The organism is Mycobacterium sp. UM_WGJ (genome assembly GCF_000455125.1).
GTDB lineage: Bacteria > Actinomycetota > Actinomycetes > Mycobacteriales > Mycobacteriaceae > Mycobacterium.
This window is the reverse complement of the sequence record NZ_AUWR01000029.1, coordinates 18,196-35,540: the sequence shown is the minus strand read 5'-3', so window position 1 is coordinate 35,540 and position 17,345 is coordinate 18,196. Positions and strand designations below refer to the sequence as shown.

Sequence of the window (17,345 nt, the reverse complement as noted above, 5' to 3'; positions counted from 1 at the left end):
GTCAAGTAGCTACAGTGCTCTGGGTGGACGGACGAAAGATTGCCAGGGTCTGCGGTCGCAGCCTGGCCATTCTGACGTCGCTGGCCGTCTCGGCCGCCCTCATCTACGCCCAGAGCAGCCACGATGCGGCGCCCAAGCCCACCGAGACTGCCGTGGCGGCGCCGTCGGCTTCGTCGACACCGCCCCCTCCGACCGCCGGCGGGATGCGCATCGCCAATCCCGCCGAGGCCGCGGCGCTGGCGGCGAGCGTGCCGATGCCCACCGAAGGCCAGCAATTCACCTTCCCACTGCCCCCCGGGGTGGCGCCGGAGAACGGGCTCCAGGTCAAGACCATTTGGGCGGCCCGCACAATCGGCGTGCTGTTTCAGGAGATCAAGACCATCTACGGGTATCGCCAGGACCCGTTGAGGTGGCATCCCGACGGGCTGGCCATCGACGTGATGATTCCGGATTACCACAGCGAGGCCGGGATTCTGCTCGGCGACCAGATCGCCGGCTACGCGCTGGCCAACGCCCAGCGGTGGGGGGTCAACCACGTGATCTGGCGCCAGAAGATCTACCCGGGCGTCGGCGGTGGCAACTGGACGTCGGATTACGGCAACGAAACCGCCAACCACTACGACCATGTGCACATCGCCACCAACGGTGGCGGCTACCCCGCCGGGCAGGAGACCTACTACATCTCCTCGATGACGCCAGCGCCGACGGATTGAGCCGTCGCGTCCGCCGACGTGTCGAACATGTGTTCTAATACGTGGTGAGCTTGCCCGCCGCCGCGGGCATCGATTGAACACGGAGGTCGCCACCGATATGACTGCACCCACGTTCGCCCCCGAAGCCCCGGCCCTCACCGGCGACAGCGTCGGGATGGGTTCGTTCGCCGCTGCGACGCCCGCCCCCGAGCCCGTCGCCGCCGTCATCGAGGCTCCCGAAATCAAGGAGCCGGTCAAGAAGTCGGCTGGCAAGAAAGCCAAGACGCTCGAGCTGACCCTGACCGTGACCGGTACCGCCGACGGCGAGTGGCACGCCGAGATCAAGCAGGGCAGCAGCTATCTGGTGCGCAACCTCGCCGTCGCGGCGGCCGCGGTGTCGCGGGCCGCCAAGGAACTGCACGCCGATCTGTTCGCACCGATCGAGGCGCTGATGGACGAGGCCCGCTCGCAGCACGCCGCGCGGGTGGCCGCTCTGGAAGCCGAGCTCGAAGCCGCGCGGAAAGCCTTGGCAGACTTGGACTGAAGCCTTCGTTCACCGGCGTGCCAGCCAACCCAGGAACTCGTCGACGGTGAACACCGGTTTCCCGTAGTCCTGGGCTTTGCGGGCCTTTCCCGACTGCGTGCCCGCTTCGGCGATGACCAACACCTCACATCGCGTCTTGGTCACCGAACGCACCGGCGCCAGCCCGGCTGAGGCAGCCAGCCGCTCTATCTCGTCGCGTTCCAGCACCCGGCCGTGGCCGTCGACCGCGGTTCCGGTGAAGCAGACGCGGGCGCCGGGAGCCAGGACCGCGTCGATGTCATCGGCTGGCGACGGCGGGCGGGTCAGCCCCGCCGCTGAGTCGTCGGCGCCCAGCGCGCGCAGTGCGTCGCCCAGCCGCGCCGACACCTCCTCCGGGAGTCGGGTGCGGGTGGCCGCGAGCAGCAGTTGATCGGCGGCGGCCTGGCGTGCCGCCTGTTCCCAGTTGGTCTCCCCCGCCACCGACGCCTGATCGACAGGCTTGACGCCCAGCAGGATCGCTCCGAGGGTTCGGCTGATCCGCAGCAGCGCCGACAGCGCCGGAAGGTGTTCGGCCGTCGGGGTGGTGACGTCCGGATCGCGGCTGAGCAGGATTCCCGAGAGGGCGTCGGTTTCGTCGGGTTCGTCGAACGGCGATGAGCCGGAATCGACGTCGACGGCGTCGAGTCTGTCCAGCGTGGCCCTGGCGCGCTGCAGTGCCGTGTCGCCGGCGATGCTGGTGCCCCGCAGGTCGATACCCAGCGGCATCGGGGTCACCTGTCCCAGTCGCTTGAGCTCGAAGTCGATCAGCCCCAGCGTCTCATCGACGTTGACGCCCACCGGCGTGCATCCGGCCAGCATCGGCGCGATCACCGCCCAGGCCTCCCGCAACGTGGGCGCCAGCAGCACGTCGGCCACCCCGATCCGATAGGCCTGGCGCGCGTCGGCCAGATCCCGCTGCGGATTGATCAGCGTCGATATCGCCGTCCCATCGTCGAACGCCACCGCCAACTCCACCGGGCGAGGTCGCGACATCCGTCCCTCGTCGCCCACCGTGAGCAGACCGATCGCGCAGTAGCGGCGCGCCCGGTCGCGCTCGGCCGAGGCGCGCAGGAATCGGGCGATCCGGCGATCTACTTTCAGATCTTTCGGCAACACAGGGCGTTTGAGCACGAGCCCGGCCAGCGAGGTGCACCGGCTCAACGCCACGTAGAGCTGGCCGGTGGAGAACATGCCGCCGGACAGGTCCACCACCAGTCGTTCCAGGGTCTGGCCTTGGCTCTTGTGAATGGTGATCGCCCAGGCCAGTTTGAACGGCAACTGGGTGAAGGTGCCGACAACGTCGCGGCGCAAGGCGCCGCCCTCGATCACCGGGCGGGTCGCCCCCCAGGTGAACGGGGTGACGTCGGCGATGTCGCCGTGGGGGAACTCGATTTCGACCACGGCGCCGTGGCGGTCGTAGCCCACTCCCACCACGCGGCCGATCGAACCGTTGACCCAGCGTTCGGCCTGATCGTTGTTGAGCATCATCACCTGGGCGCCGATCTTGAAGCGCAACTCCTCATCCAGCGGCTTGTCGAACAGCGACAGGTCGCCGGATTCGGTGGCGCGGTGCACCATTTCCTCACCCGGCAACCGCTCCAGCTGCTGGCGATTACGCGCGGTGACCAGCCGGTTGGTGGGCGCCAACGTCAGCCACAGTTCGTGGTCGGGCGGCACGAAGCCGGGATCCACCCGGGCGTCCAAGTGCGCCCTCGCATGGCCGAGCAGCACGCCTTCCCGAATCTCGTTGAGGATCGCGGTCATCCGGTCATCGCCGAGCTGGCGGAACACCGTCGTCAGTGAGACGCTCGGGAACTCCGCCCGGCGAAACGTGCTCGCCGAGAAGAAATACGGGGTGTCATAGGTCGTCGAGAAGTAGTGTTGCTCGCCCTCGGTGACCACCGGCGGCAGCTGGTAGAGGTCGCCCACCAACACCACCTGAACCCCGCCGAACGCAGTTCCCGGCTCCGGCCCGAAGCGCTGCAGCGCTGCGGCGATCATGTCGAACACGTCGGCACGCACCATCGACGCCTCGTCGATGATCAGCGTCTGCAGTTTGGCCAGCGTCTTGGTGAAGCGCCCGGGCCGGTAGTCGCCGCCGGCGACATCGGACAGCGTTGTGGTGGGCCGGAATCCGAACAGCCGGTGGATGGTGTGGCCGTCGACGTTGAGGGCGGCGATCCCGGTCGGGGCGACCACCACGACCTTGCGATCGGTGGCGGCCATGAAGTGGCGGATGAGCGTCGATTTGCCCGTGCCGGCCTTGCCGGTCAGAAACAGGTTGCGGCCCGCTGCCAGCAGCCCCAATGCGGCACGGAACTCCTCGGTCAGCACGACGGTGTTGCTGGCGGCCACCACTGAAGCCACCCTACTGGCGTGATTCGGGCTATCGTGACCAGATGGCAGCGATCTCGTCGAAAACGCAACAGCCGAGATCCCAGCACCTCGCGGCGTTCCTGGTCTCGCTTGTGCTCGTCATCGTCGTCGCGGTTCTCGGCGGGCTGGCCTCGGCCGACGCCGCGGCTGACTACGGGCAGCTCGCGCAGCCGAGCTGGGCGCCACCGAGTTATCTGTTCGGCCCGGTGTGGAGTGCCCTGTATCTGCTGATGGCGGTCGCGGCCTGGCTGGTCTGGCGGACCGACCCACGGTGGACGAATCCGGCGATCATCGCCTATGGCGTCCAGCTGGTGTTGAACCTGTTGTGGTCGCCGCTGTTCTTCGGTTTGGGCTGGCGCGGCCTTGCCCTGGTTGACATCCTGCTGCTCGATGTCGCCGTGGTGATCACCATCGCGGCGTTCTGGAAGGCCCATCGCACCGCGGCGTTGCTGCTGCTGCCGTACTTCGGGTGGATCCTGTTCGCCACCGCGCTCAATTACTCGGTGTGGTCACTGAACAGCTGACACGCGCTACCGGTTCGACTCGGGTCAGTCGACCTTCGGGCAGTAGAAGTGCGGGTCGTTGCGGTACTCGACCGGCGGCAGGTTGCGTGCCGGAGTCTGCACCAGGGGCGCATCCACCGGAAGCCGACCCGAGGCGCGGTCGAGCGCGGAGCGCTTGCGCGGATGCATCAGGGCGCGTTTGGGGCCGTACTTGGACACCAAGGTGATCGCCTTGCACAGATACCCGTGCACCCGCTCCTGGCGCGGGGACCAGGTGTAGCCCATGAGTTCGCGCACCGGCGGGTCATAGAGCGCCACGGTCATGAACGTCAGGAAGCGCTGCATGACCTTGAGGTTCAGCGCCCACAGCCAATCCGGAATCCATTCCAGTGACGGATGTTTGGGCATGGTCGACAGGTCCATGACCTCACGGGCCGCCCAGTTGTTCTCCAGGACGTTGTTGCACATGTGGTCCCAGTACTCTTGGAACTCTTCCCAGGTCTTGGGAACCGGGCGCATGCTCATGCCGTACATCCGGTACCACTGCACGTGCTCGTCGAACAGCTGCCGCTTGTCGGCCTCGGTCAGTCCGCCGGCGAACTTCTCGGCCGCCAGCAGGGTCGACTTGAAGAAGGTTGCGTGGGCCCAATAGAAGACGTCGGGGTTCAGCGCGCTGTAGCGGCGTCCCTGCTCGTCCACACCCTTGATGCCGATGTGGTAGTCACGGACCTCGGCGCCGGTCTGCGGGGCGCGGTAACCGTCGAACACCACGCCGCCGATCGGGTAGATCGACCGCATCAGGCGCGGGATGCGTTCCATGAAGAAGATGGAGTGGTCTTTGACCGCGGCACCGAGCTGAGGGTGCATGTTCTGCATCGAGCCGGCCCAGGTCCCCTGGAACAGACCGGTCCATTGGCCGAAGTACTTCCAGGTCAGCGAGTCGGGGCCCAGCGGGATCGGGGGCGCGTCGTAGCCGTTGTTGCTCACGGGACAGCCGGCAGCGACCGGCGCTTCGCTGGCTGCGGGGCAGGTTTCCGACATGTCTTGCGTCACGAGTGCGCACTCCCAGTCATCGTTGACCACTTCTGACAACATGCGTTATCAGTATTGGGAGTCTAGGGGGACTCCGGGCTCGGGTCAATGAGGGAATTCGGGTTCACGCCCGGGTCCCGCGGGCCTACCTGGGGTTGTCGGCCGGAATCCGTGGCGCCGCGGGTGGCCGGGATGCCAGAATTCTTATCGGTGCGCACACGGCAACAGCGCGAATCGGGGGATCGTGATTCACGCCATGGCGCGATGACCGCCGCGGATGGAGACCCCAATGACGACCGTCGACCTGCCCCTGTCTGATTCCAGGGGCGCTAGCACCACGCATACCAGTCAGTGCACGCTGTGCGAGGCGCACTGCGGCATTCAGATCACGGTGACCGACGCCAAGGTCAGCCGCGTCCAGGGCAACACCGACGACGTCTTCTCGCACGGATACATCTGCCCGAAGGCGACCGCGATGGCCGGTCTGCACGAGGATCCCGACCGCCTGCGAACCCCGATGCGGCGGGTTGGCGACACCTTCGAATCCGTGAGCTGGGCGGCAGCCCTCGCCGACATCGGCACCCGCTTGCGTCGGGTCCGCAAAGAGCACGGCAACCAGGCCGTGGGGATGTACCTCGGCAACCCTGCCGCGCACAGTTCCGCGGCGGTCTACGGCCTCCTGCTGCGCGCAGCCCTGATGACGCCGAACTTCTTCTCCGCCTCGAGCATCGATCAGATGCCGCACGAGTACGCCGCGTGGAAGGTGTTCGGTTCCAACGTGCTCGTCCCGATCACCGACATCGATCGGACCCAGCGGCTGGTGATCCTTGGCGCCAATCCCGCCGTGTCCAACGGATCGCTGTCGGTCATGCCCGGCGCCAAACGGCGCATCAAAGCGCTGCGCGACCGCGGCGGCACCGTCGTCGTGATCGATCCGCGCCGCACCGAAACCGCAAAGCTCGCCGACGCGCACATCGCCGTGCGCCCCGGTGGCGACCTGTATCTCCTGCTGGGCATGCTGCATGTGCTCATCAACGAAAATCTCTGTGACACAGCGGCGATCGCCCGCCAATCGGTGGGCCTGCCGCAGCTGCGCCGACTGGTAGCCGACGCCAGCCCTGAGGCGGTCGCCGAACGCGCCGGTGTCGATGCCGACACGATCTACGCCCTGGCCCGCGACCATGCCGCGGCGGAATCGGCGGCGCTGTACTGCCGTATCGGTATCTGCCAGCAGGAGACCGGGACATTGGTGAGTTGGCTGGTGATGGTCATCAACGCCGTCACCGGGAACCTGGACCGCGCGGGCGGCACGATGTTCTCCACGCCGGTCATGGATGTGCCGCGGCTCGGGAAATACATTCCGGCCGGCCACGGCGCGTGGACGGACCGGTCGGGACGGCACAAGTCGTTCCGCGGTGAACTTCCCGCGGTCGTGATGGCCGACGAGATCCTGACCGCAGGCGAGGGCCAGATCAAGGCGATGATCACCTGCGCCGGGAACCCGGTGTCCTCGATCCCGCAGCGGGGCCGACTGGACCAGGCCATGGCCTCGCTGGATCTGTATGTGGCGATCGACATGTACATCACCGATACCAGTCGGCACGCGGACTACATTCTGCCGCCGGCCTCACCGCTGGAGCGCGAGGATGTCGGGCTGCTACTGCCGGTCTTCAGCGTGCGCAACAACGTCCGGTACCAGCATCGAACCTTCGAGCCACCGGCCGGCACCAAAGACGACTGGGAGATCCTGAGCCTGCTCATGCTCGAGCTGCTTCCGGCGCCTCTGCGGCAGCTGGTCGCACCGGTGCGTAAGCCACTGCTCGCCGCGATCAGTCCGCTGCGCATGGCCGGCATCTCCCTGGCGACTGGACCATACGGTTGGATCCGCAAGGGCCGCAAGGGCATTACCATGCGGCAACTGCGCGACAGTGCCGGCGGGCTGGATCTCGGGCCGCTGCGTCCACGGTTGCGCGAGGTCATCGCCACCCGCGATCGCAAGGTCCAGCTCGCGCCGGAGGAGTTCATCGCGGCCGCCGCCACGTTGCTCGACGGGCCCGCCGGCCCGCAAAGCGCCTACGATTTGCAGCTCATCGGACGACGTCAGCTGCGCAGCAACAACTCCTGGCTGCACAATGTGCCATCGATGACCAGCGGCTCCAACCAATGCACGCTGCACATGCACCCCGACGACGCCAAGAACCGCGGACTTGCCGAGGGTGACACGGTGCAGGTCACCTCCGACATCGGAAAGATCGAAGTTCCGCTGCATATCAGCGATGACATGCGGCCCGGCACAGTCTCGGTGCCCCATGGCTGGGGACACCGCAACACCGGCTGGCGCCACGCGGACTTGCTGCCCGGGGCCAACGTGAACGACCTGCACGATCCGGAGCGGGTGGACACCTTCACCGGGACTGCCGCGGTGAACAACACCTGGGTTTCGGTGGCCGCCACCACGGCAGCGGTGCAGCGGTAACGGTTTCGGGGGCCGGGAGAGCTGGCCGACGGCCCGCGTACTGTCCTAGCTATGTCTGAGGATCCTTCCCCCAACGAGTTTTTTGAGACGGTGTTCGGCCTCAGTGAGCGGAGCCGTCCGTCGACGCAGTACTTACAGTTGCTGCGGCGGTATTCGGCTGGGGCTGAAGTCTTCACGTCGGCAACGCCCGAGACGGGACGCGAACGCTATGAGGCGCTCTGGATAGCAGGTGGCGTGGTGGGAGTGCTGGCGACCGACGGCTATGCCGATGACTCGCTGATCACCGGCGCTATTCGTAGAATCGAGACCTTGGGCTTTATCGAGCTGGGCGCGGTGTTCGGTTCCGTCGGATTCAACACGGTCGCTTCGCCGTCCATCGTGCTGACCTTCAGCGAAGACGAGATCGAGGTGGAGGTCGGCGCCGGGCACTACAACGCAGACTCGTTCATTTCGGCGCTACTGGCACGAATGGCGCGCATCGCGGTCTAGGTCGGATCGGCCGGTTTCAGCTTCCGATCGGCACGAATCCGCTGCCCGGCCCGTCGCCGGCGTTGACGTCGGCGAGGATCGCGCTGAATCTCGTAAAGTATGTAAGTGGTTTCGCGGGCCGGTATTTGCCGCCCATAGTCGCGGCACCGCCATAAACCAGGCCGACCAGCCGGCCGTCCATGGTTGCCGGCGCTCCCACATCGCCCGCCTCGAATTGCCCAAACATCGTCATACGCGGCCAGCCGTCGAAACTGATGCGATCGCAGATGCCAGGGGTGGTGGGCCCGTACTTGCACACGAGCGAATCGAACACCGGGTCCGCGCCGATGCCGTTGATCACCACACCGGCGTAGTCCGACACCGGGATCAGGTCAGGCACATCGAACTTGATCACCGCATAGCGCAGGTCGCCGTTGACGGCCACGATGGTGCCCACAGTCGTGTCCGTTCCCACGACTGCGACCGATGCCCCCGGCCCACCGCACACCGCTCCGGTGAAGCCCACCACGTCACCGGCCCGATCATGTCCGATCGTGGTCAGCGTGCAGTAGCTGTTGCCGTCGACGACGATGGCAGCCCCACCGCCCAGGATCACCATCGCAGCCGCGGTCGGGGCGGCGGGCAACGTTGCGCCGAAAAGCACTGCGAGAGTGAGGGTGAGCCGCCAACGCGTGAACTGCACGGCGCTCCTGTTCAGAAGGATCAGTGGGTGCAGTTTTTTGACGGGCCGCTTCAGTCGCAGAGCGACAATCCTTTGGCGAGCAGTGGGCCGATGTCCACTTTCAGTCCTGGGTATGTGGCATCGTCGGCCCAGATCACGTCGACGTCTTCGTATTGCCCGGTCGACTGAGCGGCGCCGTTCACGGCGTACATCCTCCGATTCGCAGCGAGAGTCACCGACTGCTCCCCTCCATCGACACCTTGGCGCGCACACATCAGGGTTGCTTCGGAAACGGTCAGCGGCCACGGGCCATCGGTCCAGGTCTCCTCGGATACGTAGCCCCGCGGGCGGCTATCGACGGGGGCAGCACCGGTCGTGGCGGCGGCGAAAGTGGCGGTCGGAGGCGGCGCACCTGTCGTACTCGTAGCCCCGCAGCTCGCCGTGGCAGCGACAGCGATCCCGGTGATGAACAGCAGCATTCGTTTAGACGGCACGGAAACCCCTCCCGCTCCATACGTGACCGTGTCATCTAATCGCACCGACGATGGCCGCGGCGCGAATCCAGCCTTTCGGCGCGAAGACCCCGAGAAGCAGAGAGGTATGACGAACTCAGCCGGGTAAGCTCCTCGGCATGGCATCAGTGACTTCGGCCGGCGGTCTGCGGAACACGCCGTAGCCCCATCCCCGCGGCGATCGCGGACTCGGTGGGGCTACCCGTTCCGAGGATCCGCATGTCCCGCACCGATGCTCATGCTCCGTTTCACGTACGCGTCGCCCGCCGCGAGATCACCGTCGTCGCGGTCCACTACTGCGGCGGCCGCGATTGCGATTTGCCCGACCGCAGCACTGGCCATGTCAGCCGCTGCCACTGGCGGCTCCACTTCACCGGAGTGAATGTGTGCAGCTGCTGGATGTGCCACTCGCACAACCGGCCGGAGGATCGCCGATCAGCGGTACGCGCCCGTCTGCGCGGCATGGCCCGCGCATGGAACGGCGGCGATCGAAATAGCTGAGCTGCGGGGCGTCCGCTACTTTGCTGGGCGGAAGTAAGGCTCAACCGTGCCGCTGAGCTTGACGACCATAGGATTTCCGCGACGGTCCTTCGCGGTAGGGACTTCGACACGCACCCAGCCCTCAGCCACGTCGTATTCGCAAACGTTGGTTCGCTCGACGCCATTGAAGCGAATGCCCACGTCGCGGCGGAGCACCTCTTCGTCGTAGAACTCGCTGCGCGGGTCGATGGAGAGGTGATTCGGTGGCACGTCTGTGTTCTGGTCTTCGGGCATGATGGCTTTCGTTGAATGCTGCGTCGGATTCCTGGTCTTGATTCTCGCATCTCCCCTATTCCCCAGCGGGTGTACCCGCCAGTGCGTCGAGTACCCGATCGATGAACCTGTCGGCGTGACCACGGAGGCCGTCATTCGTGTATCGAGTCGTGTCGACCTCGATCGGATCCCCCGATGCGAAGCGCACCCGCATCGCACGCCGGTACGTCCGCTCCCCGAAACCGCCGTCCGCCGCACCATAGGCGTTGACATCGAGCCCGATTACCTGGCTCAGCGGCCGGATCACCACAGCCAGATTCTGCTCCTCCGCAGCGTCCGCGAAGTAGTCCAGCTGTCCAATCACGTGCCTGTCGATCCAGACCAGACGGCACTCCTGATCGGGCAGCTTCTCGCGGGCGAAGCCCTCAACCGGCCATCGCCTGACCAGCTCGCCGATCTGCTCCACCACGATCCTGGGCGGCCGCGACCAGTCCGGGAATACGTCCCTGGCTATCTGCCGGAGTTGTTCCTCGCTCGTCATGGACGACAACGTAACCCGCAAGAACCGCCCAGGCGCGCGATGATCCAGCAGCCTTTACAGGTTCTTCATGGAAGCTGTTATGCGTTGCAGTAAATCCGGCTGGCCGCGATCAGCGTCAAACCTGGACCTTCAAGGGCTTCATGCTGCTGCGGGGCACCGGTATCTCTGCTGAATCCGTGTGCCCGGCTACCGATTCCCCGCTACGCGCGACGTCGGCTTAGTGAGCAAACGTCCGCAGCCCGGCACCGAAAGCGTCCGAGAGGCGGCTTTCGTCTACATTTCGTGCATGGCAGCGCAGCAACCGATCCGGGTCGTGATCTGGGGTCCCGGCGATATGGGCGGACGAGCCCTTCAAACCACCTTGGATTCTCCCGACTACGACGTGGTGGGCGTGAAGGTGTTCAGCCCGCACAAGAACGGCGTGGACATCGGCGTCCTCGCCGGCCGCGACCCGGTGGGTATACGCGCCACGACGTCGAAGGAGGCGATCCTCGCGCTGGACGCCGACCTCGTGATCCACACTCCCACCACACCCGCACTCCTGCAGGGTGCGGACGAGGACGTGATCGAACTGCTGGAGTCCGGCAAGAACGTCGTCTCGGCCGCCGCCTTCCACAATCCGGCCCAGCCGACCTGGCTCTCGGAGTCGCATTCGCCGCTGTCGATACTCCGCTCGCTGGCTCGCCTCAAGGTCACCGGTGACGTCTTCGGTCCAGCCGAGAAGCGAGCGCTCAAGGGATTGGCCGCCACCATGCGGGCCGTCGACTCCCCCGTGGGCTTCGCGCTGCGGCCCGGAGCCGAACTGCTCGCGCGCGGCGTCGTCGGCCGCGCGATCCACCAACGCGCCGACGGCGTCCGCCTGCAGAAGGCCTGCCTGACGGGTGGCGTCTCGCTGCACGGAACGGGCCTGCATCCCGGCCTGATGGTCGAGCAAGTGCTGCTCCGGCTCGCCCTTCTGATGGAGGAGGTCGAGGAGGTGCGGTTCCTCGAAGTCGGAGACCTCTCCGCGGCCCCCGACGGCATGTGGGGCGGCCTCGCCAGCCTGGGCTTCGGCGAGCCGCTCAGCGCAGTCGACAACGACCACGCGATCGCCTGGATGCAGCACTTCTACTTCGACGCGGTGCTCGGCAACGTCGCGTGGGAGCTGTGGGGGGTGCCCCCGGAACAGGTGCGGGTCGAACGGCACGTCTACCCCGTCCCCGCGCGGGTGGAGGTGGCTGCCGGGGGCACGGTGATCCGACCCGGCACGGTCGGCGCGATCCACATGACCTACCGCGGCTACATCGGTGACCGGCTCTTCATGACCAACGAGGAGTGCTGGCACGTAGGCGGCGGCAACGCGCACCTGGGGCCCGATCATCCGAACAGCCTCGCCGGCGGCCACCTCATCACCCTGGAGGGCAAGCCCGGCCGGGTCGAAATGCGCAGCGAGCCCGACGACGAAGCGTTCAACGCCGACTGGTCCGCCGTCACCGACATCTCGGTCAACGCCATGCTGGCCGCGGCGCCCGCGGTCATCGCGGCCCCGCCCGGCGTCGTCATCCCCGATCTCGCACCTCGCTACCGACTGGAGCCCGCATGAGCGCCACCACGCCCCCCGTCACCGTCGCCGTGGTGGGCGACGGCGCTGTCGCCGAACACCTGACCCACCGAATCACCGAGCGCGCGGACAACTTCGGACTCGTCACTGACGGTGCTTCGGCGGATCTGGTCGTGTTCGCCACCGACGGGCCACCGGACTCCCAGGCGGTGCTCGAGGCACTCGCCTCCGGCACCGACGTCATCACCGTCTCCCCGGTTGCCGATGCCGAGGCCGTGCTCGCCGCCTGTCGCACCGGCGGTTCCACGTTCCACGCCACGGGAGGACACGCCACTGCCCTGCCTGGCTATGTCATGCGGGCCCTCTCCGGGATCAGTCGCGGCACGCAGTCGGTGACGCTGTCCCAGGCGGTCACCGAGCATCCGGTCGACGAGCCGTCACTGCAGCTGGCTGGGGCTCTCCTGGGCGACGCCGTCTTCCGGACCGGAGGCCCCGACGCGCGCGCTGTGCTTGGCACCGACAGCCCCGACACTGACGCTCCCCTGCGGTGGCGCCTGCGAACCGCGTCCGACGACGCCCGCGGCAACACGCGGTTCACGTTCTACGCCGGCGATACGCCCGACGCCGTGCATCCCGCTGTCCACCTCACGTGCTGGGGCATCCTGGCTGCCATCGCCCCGGTGCGTGCCAGCGCGCCGGGGATCCTGCACCACGATCTGGGGATCGATCACGTCCGAACCGACCGCCGCCTCCCGTCCTGAGGACGAGGGTTGGCGGGGCTGCGTCGGCGTCGGCGCTGGACTCGCGGGGCTCTGACACGCTGCGAAGCCAACGGCCGGCCGCTACTGCTGTTACTCCTCGACGCCGAGTAGTAGCTCGACCAGATCCGAGAGCGCGTGGTGCCCGTCCTCGCGCAGCTCCCGATCTTCGATCAGCGGACTTGCACCATCAACCCACCAACGAGCGTCCAGCTGAACTCGGGCAAGGCTCGGGCCACCTCGACCATAAGCGGCCACGGGCGCGCCCACCCGTCGGGCGGTGCGTCGATTTCCCAGTGCTCCCGGTCGGTCACCGCAGACCGTCGATCATCTCGGTCAGGCGATCGTGGCCCACGGAGCGCGCTCGCGAGTCCATGGACTCCATCAGGTCGAGGGCCACCACCGCCGGAGGCAGCGGTTCGACGGGCGCGTCGAGGATGCGCAGCGCGATCCGGCCGCCGGACTCTTCCCGCAGTCCGAGCTCGCGCAGCGTGCGATCAGGGCCGACGTAGAGGTAGCCGTCGATCACGTCCTCGGTACGGCCGCCGGCCAGACCCCAGTCGGTGATGAGTGGCGACATCATCCCGGTCGGTTTCAGGCCCGCGGCGATGAGGTTCTCGGGCAAGTCGCGCTGCGCGCTCCGGGAGATGACCCGCAGCTGGGTGATCGTCGCGCGGCGGCGGGCGAAGCGCGCCAGCTCGATCGGGCTCATGGTGGACAGCCGATCGGCGAGCCTTCTCTCGAACTGCCCCTGTGCCTCCCGGCCGGAGAGCAGATCGAGTGCGGTCCACGCCGTTGCGGGGAGCGCTGGCCGGCCCCTGCTCGTGGTGCCGTTGTTGTGAGCGCGGTAGACCGCGGCGGGTGTCACCACGACGGTGCGCCCCACCCGGCGGGTGTGCCCGAGCTCGCCGCTGGCGGCCAGGCGCTGCGCCTGCCTCGGGGTCACCCCGAGGATCTGCGCCGCCTCGGACAGGGGCATCTCATCGACCATGATTATATGGTCGCTTATGCGACTATATGTTGCAACCGTGACACCCGCGATCGGGTCCGATCACGAGCGCGCTGCGCTCCCAACTTCACCAGTTCGCCGGCGATCACCCCACCCGAAACGGCACCGGATGGCACCAGAAGAGACCGCTTGGCACCACCACAATGGTCGTCAGAATGGTCGTCAGCTCGTTCGGCAGTACCTGAATCAGAGACGCCAGAAATGAGAAAAACCACCTGTTACCAAGTGGTTCTCGTTGTCGGGCTGACAGGATTTGAACCTGCGACCACTTGACCCCCAGTCAAGTGCGCTACCAAACTGCGCCACAGCCCGCCACCGCCGAACTTCTCCGGCAGCAGGTCGAAATGCTACCGCACGCCCGCGGGTGTCCCGAATCCGCGTGAGGACACCTTCACCGCGTAGGCTCGGCCACGCGGGACTGCCTCCCCCGGCAGCGCGACTAACCCTCAGGAACCACCACATATGCAGCTTCCCCCCTCGCAGCAGTGGTCGGCGATGCCCGACCCCCCAGACCCCATAGACATTCCCGAGATCAGCGGCGACCCCGCCGTCACCGAAGAAGTGGTCGACGTCGTCGACAGCGGCGACACCATGTTGCTGCTGCAGAAGATGGAAAACCGGCTGATCCGGCACACGCTGCGCCGGCCCGACGTGTTGAGCGCCGAGCAGCTGCGCCGGTTGCGGTATCTGCTCAACTTCGCCCGGCTCGACGACTTCGAGCCCGGGGCCGCCGGCCCGGGCGGCGCCCGCGGCCGCGGTGACGTCTCGGTCGGTGCGGAACTGGCCGGGTGGCGGGCCAAGGTGGCCGACGCGCTGCGCGGCCCACTGCGCGAGGAACGCGACCCGGTGATGGCGTTGGTCGCCGCCCGCGACACCCTGGGCGCGCTGGCCCCCGAGCAGGACGAGCAGCGCCGCCTGCTTGCCGAACGCCACGGCAACGACTTCTCACTGGCCGAACTGGATGCCGAGGTGGGCCACAAGAAGCTGGTCACCGTCCTCGGTGGCGGTGGCGGCGCCGGCTTCGTCTACATCGGCGGCATGGCGGCCCTGCTGGAGTCCGGGGCGGTGCCCGACTATCTGATCGGGTCCTCGTTCGGCTCCATCTTGAGCTCGGTGGTCAGCCGCACCCTGCCGGTGCCCATCGACGAATACATCGAGTGGGCCAAGACGGTGTCGTTCCGCGCCATCCTGGGTCCCGAGCGGCTGCGCCGCCGCCACGGCCTGACCGGTGTGTTCGCCTTGAACTTCGACGTGTTCGCCGACGCGATGTTCCGCCGCGAAGACGGCGCACCGATGAAGATGTCGGATCTGGAGATTCCGTTCGATGCGGTGGTTGCCGGGGTACGCCGCCAGCCGTTTGCGGCGCTGCCGGGGCGCTACCGCAATCAGAGCCTGGCTGGACTGCAGTTGCGGTCCTTCCCGTATCTGTCGATCGGCCTGGGCCCGCAGGTGGCGACGCGGATGTGGCAGACGGCCGCCTTCATCGACCCGCGGGTGGTGACACCGATCGTGATCGGCGGCGACAACCCGGACCGGGACGTCAACGTCGTTGACGCGGCGTCGTTCTCGTCGGCAATCCCCGGGGTGCTGCACCACGAGCCCAAGGACCCGGCCATGATGCCGCTGTTCGACGCGCTGCTGGCCGACAACGACGTGGGCGCCCTGGTCGACGGCGGTGCCGCCAGCAATGTGCCGCTGGAGCTGGCCTGGAAGCGGGTGCGGGCCGGCCGGTTGGGCACCCGCAACGCCTGCTACCTCGCCTTCGACTGCTTCCACCCGCAGTGGGACCCCAAGCACCTGTGGCTGGTGCCGATCACCCAGGCGATCCAGTTGCAGATGGTGCGCAACGCGCCCTATGCCGACCATCTGGTCCGGTTCTCCCCCACCCTGTCACCGGTCAACCTGGCACCGTCGGCGGCCACCATCGACCGGGCCTGCCAGTGGGGACGCAAGAGTGTCGGGCACGCCATTCCGGTGGTTTCGGCACTGCTGCAGCCGGTCTGGTGGGAAGGCACCGAGCCCGCGGTGGTGACGCCGAAGGCACCCGCGCAACCGGATCACCCGCACGCCGCGCCGATGAACGAGGTGATGGCCTCGACCCGGGCACCGCGCAGCCGCTGGGAGCGGTGGCGCAGGCAGAGCCCCGCCTGAGCCGGCTAGACCGTCAGCAGTCGGTAGAGCCCGATCAGGCCGACCACCAGGATCACCGCACGCAGCGCGTTCGGGGACAGCCGGCGCCCGTAGTGACCGCCCAGGTATCCCCCGATCAGAGAGCCGACGGCGATCAATCCCGCTGCCGGCCAGCTGATCCGGTCGAATGCCGTCACGATGTAGGCCACGGCGGCGACCACGTTGACGATCAGCACCAGCAGGTTCTTCGCGGCGTTCATCCGTTGCATCGACTCGGGCAGCAGCACCCCCATCACGCCGACCAGCAGAATTCCTTGGGCCGCAGCGAAATAGCCGCCGTACACCCCGACGACGAAGGTGCCGATCACCAATGCCGTCAGCCGGCCGGCGCTGAGCTGGTCGGTGGAGCGGCCCTCGGCCGCCGCGCGGCGCTGCGCCACCGCCTGGATCTTCGGCCCGATCACCACCAGTGCCAGGGCGCCGACCAACAGTGCCGGCACGATGCGGTTGAACACGCTCTCGGGCAGGTGCAGCAGCAGATAGGCGCCGAGCACCGCTCCCAGCAGCGATCCCGGTATCTGCCAGCGCAGCCGGTCCCACTGGCCGCGCAGTTCGCGTCGGTAGGCCCAGGTGCTGGAGATCCCGCCGGCCACCAGGCCGATCGCGTTGGAGATGGTCGCGGTCAGCGGGGCAAAACCCAGCGTCACCAGGGTCGGGAAGGTGATGAGTGTGCCCGAGCCGACCAGGGCGTTGATCGCCCCGGCGCCCACCCCCGCCAGCAGGATCAACACCATCTGCGATACCGGCATTTGCAGCACCCTACGCTGATCGTGCGCAGGGCTAAGGCAGCCCGGCGGAGAGGTGAGGCGATGATCGGCATTACCGGAATGCGGGCGCTCGGTGCTGTCTGCGGGCTGCTGTTCGCGCTTGGAGCGCCGCCGGCGGCCCAGGCCGCGCCGGAGGTGCCGTCAGGCCCGTACGCCTTCACCGCCCAGCATGGCCCGTCGCAGCGGACGGCGACGTGGACGTTCACCCCGTGCGGCGCGACATGCACCACCGTCGACGCGGAACGCTGGCTGCAGAACGCGGAGTTTCATCTCAACGGTGGCCGCTGGGAGTACAGCGGGCGGGGCAGCATGGACTGCCCGGTGGATCACACCCCGCTGCCGGTGTCGAAGACGGTCAGCTTCGACGCCGTGACGCTGGCCGGCCAATGGACCACCGCCACCCTGGAACCGTGCGGCCGAGGCCCGGCCGGCGGGGTCGTCGGGCAGTGGGACTTCCAGCTGAGCAAGACCGGGTAAAACTGAC

The 17,345-nt window shown here is 67.3% G+C and carries 18 protein-coding genes and 1 tRNA gene; 10 read left to right on the top strand and 9 right to left on the bottom strand.

Annotated features, from left to right (window positions below; genetic code table 11):
- Window positions 1-23: 23 nt before the first annotated feature.
- Window positions 24-713 carry a glycoside hydrolase gene (locus tag N416_RS0110475; RefSeq protein WP_231384136.1) on the top strand — a complete coding sequence of 230 codons (690 nt, stop codon included), beginning with the start codon at window positions 24-26 and terminating at the stop codon, window positions 711-713.
- A gap of 97 nt (window positions 714-810) precedes the next feature.
- The gene (locus N416_RS21535) at window positions 811-1,236 is read left to right on the top strand and encodes a DUF6319 family protein (RefSeq protein ID WP_024442057.1); all 426 of its coding nucleotides are present in this window, start codon (window positions 811-813) and stop codon (window positions 1,234-1,236) included.
- Window positions 1,237-1,245: 9 nt separating this feature from the next.
- Here N416_RS21535 and N416_RS0110465 read toward each other — a convergent pair whose 3' ends face one another.
- On the bottom strand, window positions 1,246-3,612 hold the full coding sequence (locus N416_RS0110465) for an AAA family ATPase (protein WP_051190233.1): 2,367 nt from the start codon (window positions 3,610-3,612) through the stop codon (window positions 1,246-1,248).
- A 50-nt stretch (window positions 3,613-3,662) separates the two neighbouring features.
- Between N416_RS0110465 and N416_RS0110460 the strand changes: the two genes are divergently transcribed.
- Window positions 3,663-4,154: a TspO/MBR family protein gene (locus tag N416_RS0110460; protein WP_369797594.1), complete on the top strand. Its 492-nt coding sequence runs from the start codon at window positions 3,663-3,665 to the stop codon at window positions 4,152-4,154.
- A 24-nt stretch (window positions 4,155-4,178) separates the two neighbouring features.
- Here the strand turns inward: N416_RS0110460 and N416_RS0110455 are convergent, their stop codons facing one another.
- Window positions 4,179-5,174: an oxygenase MpaB family protein gene (locus N416_RS0110455; RefSeq protein ID WP_152664817.1), complete on the bottom strand. Its 996-nt coding sequence runs from the start codon at window positions 5,172-5,174 to the stop codon at window positions 4,179-4,181.
- A gap of 280 nt (window positions 5,175-5,454) precedes the next feature.
- Here N416_RS0110455 and N416_RS0110450 point away from each other — a divergent pair, with 280 nt between their 5' ends.
- Together N416_RS0110450 and N416_RS0110445 are read left to right on the top strand one after the other, a co-directional pair.
- Window positions 5,455-7,641, top strand: coding sequence for a molybdopterin-dependent oxidoreductase (locus N416_RS0110450; protein ID WP_024442053.1), 2,187 nt, complete (start codon window positions 5,455-5,457; stop codon window positions 7,639-7,641).
- 51 nt (window positions 7,642-7,692) lie between these two features.
- Window positions 7,693-8,130: a hypothetical protein gene (locus tag N416_RS0110445; RefSeq protein ID WP_024442052.1), complete on the top strand. Its 438-nt coding sequence runs from the start codon at window positions 7,693-7,695 to the stop codon at window positions 8,128-8,130.
- A 16-nt stretch (window positions 8,131-8,146) separates the two neighbouring features.
- Here N416_RS0110445 and N416_RS0110440 read toward each other — a convergent pair whose 3' ends face one another.
- Together N416_RS0110440 and N416_RS22575 are read right to left on the bottom strand one after the other, a co-directional pair.
- On the bottom strand, window positions 8,147-8,812 hold the full coding sequence (locus N416_RS0110440) for a hypothetical protein (protein ID WP_024442051.1): 666 nt from the start codon (window positions 8,810-8,812) through the stop codon (window positions 8,147-8,149).
- Window positions 8,813-8,862: 50 nt separating this feature from the next.
- The gene (locus tag N416_RS22575; RefSeq protein WP_196805126.1) at window positions 8,863-9,270 is read right to left on the bottom strand and encodes a DUF2511 domain-containing protein; all 408 of its coding nucleotides are present in this window, start codon (window positions 9,268-9,270) and stop codon (window positions 8,863-8,865) included.
- Between the two features lie 252 nt (window positions 9,271-9,522).
- On the opposite strand from N416_RS22575, the gene N416_RS23215 reads away from it, so the two are divergent.
- Window positions 9,523-9,804: a hypothetical protein gene (locus tag N416_RS23215; RefSeq protein WP_155943352.1), complete on the top strand. Its 282-nt coding sequence runs from the start codon at window positions 9,523-9,525 to the stop codon at window positions 9,802-9,804.
- A 15-nt stretch (window positions 9,805-9,819) separates the two neighbouring features.
- Here the strand turns inward: N416_RS23215 and N416_RS0110430 are convergent, their stop codons facing one another.
- A complete protein-coding gene (locus tag N416_RS0110430; protein WP_024442050.1) occupies window positions 9,820-10,077 on the bottom strand; it encodes a DUF3297 family protein in 258 nt (85 codons plus the stop codon).
- 55 nt (window positions 10,078-10,132) lie between these two features.
- A complete protein-coding gene (locus N416_RS0110425) occupies window positions 10,133-10,597 on the bottom strand; it encodes a hypothetical protein (protein WP_024442049.1) in 465 nt (154 codons plus the stop codon).
- Between the two features lie 286 nt (window positions 10,598-10,883).
- On the opposite strand from N416_RS0110425, the gene N416_RS0110420 reads away from it, so the two are divergent.
- Window positions 10,884-12,179 carry a hypothetical protein gene (locus N416_RS0110420; RefSeq protein WP_036457668.1) on the top strand — a complete coding sequence of 432 codons (1,296 nt, stop codon included), beginning with the start codon at window positions 10,884-10,886 and terminating at the stop codon, window positions 12,177-12,179.
- A complete protein-coding gene (locus N416_RS0110415; protein ID WP_024442047.1) occupies window positions 12,176-12,898 on the top strand; it encodes a hypothetical protein in 723 nt (240 codons plus the stop codon). The genes N416_RS0110420 and N416_RS0110415 overlap by 4 nt, the downstream gene beginning before the upstream one ends.
- A gap of 307 nt (window positions 12,899-13,205) precedes the next feature.
- Here the strand turns inward: N416_RS0110415 and N416_RS0110405 are convergent, their stop codons facing one another.
- Window positions 13,206-13,886, bottom strand: coding sequence for a helix-turn-helix domain-containing protein (locus tag N416_RS0110405; RefSeq protein ID WP_024442046.1), 681 nt, complete (start codon window positions 13,884-13,886; stop codon window positions 13,206-13,208).
- A gap of 256 nt (window positions 13,887-14,142) precedes the next feature.
- A tRNA-Pro gene (locus N416_RS0110400) sits at window positions 14,143-14,216 on the bottom strand.
- 183 nt (window positions 14,217-14,399) lie between these two features.
- On the opposite strand from N416_RS0110400, the gene N416_RS0110395 reads away from it, so the two are divergent.
- Window positions 14,400-16,055, top strand: coding sequence for a patatin-like phospholipase family protein (locus N416_RS0110395; protein ID WP_231384140.1), 1,656 nt, complete (start codon window positions 14,400-14,402; stop codon window positions 16,053-16,055).
- A gap of 5 nt (window positions 16,056-16,060) precedes the next feature.
- On the opposite strand, the gene N416_RS0110390 is transcribed toward N416_RS0110395, so the two are convergent.
- Window positions 16,061-16,843 (bottom strand): sulfite exporter TauE/SafE family protein, encoded by a 783-nt coding sequence (locus N416_RS0110390; protein WP_024442044.1) that lies wholly within the window; start codon window positions 16,841-16,843, stop codon window positions 16,061-16,063.
- Window positions 16,844-16,903: 60 nt separating this feature from the next.
- On the opposite strand from N416_RS0110390, the gene N416_RS22120 reads away from it, so the two are divergent.
- Window positions 16,904-17,338 carry a hypothetical protein gene (locus N416_RS22120; protein WP_152664877.1) on the top strand — a complete coding sequence of 145 codons (435 nt, stop codon included), beginning with the start codon at window positions 16,904-16,906 and terminating at the stop codon, window positions 17,336-17,338.
- Window positions 17,339-17,345 lie beyond the last annotated feature (7 nt).

Coding starts and splice junctions, on each gene's coding strand:
- N416_RS23215 (WP_155943352.1), top strand. CDS start 9,523: ATGTCCCGCACCGATGCTCATGCTCCGTTTCACGTACGCGTCGCCCGC.
- N416_RS22120 (WP_152664877.1), top strand. CDS start 16,904: ATGATCGGCATTACCGGAATGCGGGCGCTCGGTGCTGTCTGCGGGCTG.
- N416_RS0110390 (WP_024442044.1), bottom strand. CDS start 16,843: ATGCCGGTATCGCAGATGGTGTTGATCCTGCTGGCGGGGGTGGGCGCC.
- N416_RS0110420 (WP_036457668.1), top strand. CDS start 10,884: ATGGCAGCGCAGCAACCGATCCGGGTCGTGATCTGGGGTCCCGGCGAT.
- N416_RS22575 (WP_196805126.1), bottom strand. CDS start 9,270: ATGCTGCTGTTCATCACCGGGATCGCTGTCGCTGCCACGGCGAGCTGC.
- N416_RS0110430 (WP_024442050.1), bottom strand. CDS start 10,077: ATGCCCGAAGACCAGAACACAGACGTGCCACCGAATCACCTCTCCATC.
- N416_RS0110425 (WP_024442049.1), bottom strand. CDS start 10,597: ATGACGAGCGAGGAACAACTCCGGCAGATAGCCAGGGACGTATTCCCG.
- N416_RS0110455 (WP_152664817.1), bottom strand. CDS start 5,174: ATGTCGGAAACCTGCCCCGCAGCCAGCGAAGCGCCGGTCGCTGCCGGC.
- N416_RS0110445 (WP_024442052.1), top strand. CDS start 7,693: ATGTCTGAGGATCCTTCCCCCAACGAGTTTTTTGAGACGGTGTTCGGC.
- N416_RS0110405 (WP_024442046.1), bottom strand. CDS start 13,886: ATGGTCGATGAGATGCCCCTGTCCGAGGCGGCGCAGATCCTCGGGGTG.
- N416_RS0110395 (WP_231384140.1), top strand. CDS start 14,400: ATGCCCGACCCCCCAGACCCCATAGACATTCCCGAGATCAGCGGCGAC.
- N416_RS0110450 (WP_024442053.1), top strand. CDS start 5,455: ATGACGACCGTCGACCTGCCCCTGTCTGATTCCAGGGGCGCTAGCACC.
- N416_RS0110415 (WP_024442047.1), top strand. CDS start 12,176: ATGAGCGCCACCACGCCCCCCGTCACCGTCGCCGTGGTGGGCGACGGC.
- N416_RS21535 (WP_024442057.1), top strand. CDS start 811: ATGACTGCACCCACGTTCGCCCCCGAAGCCCCGGCCCTCACCGGCGAC.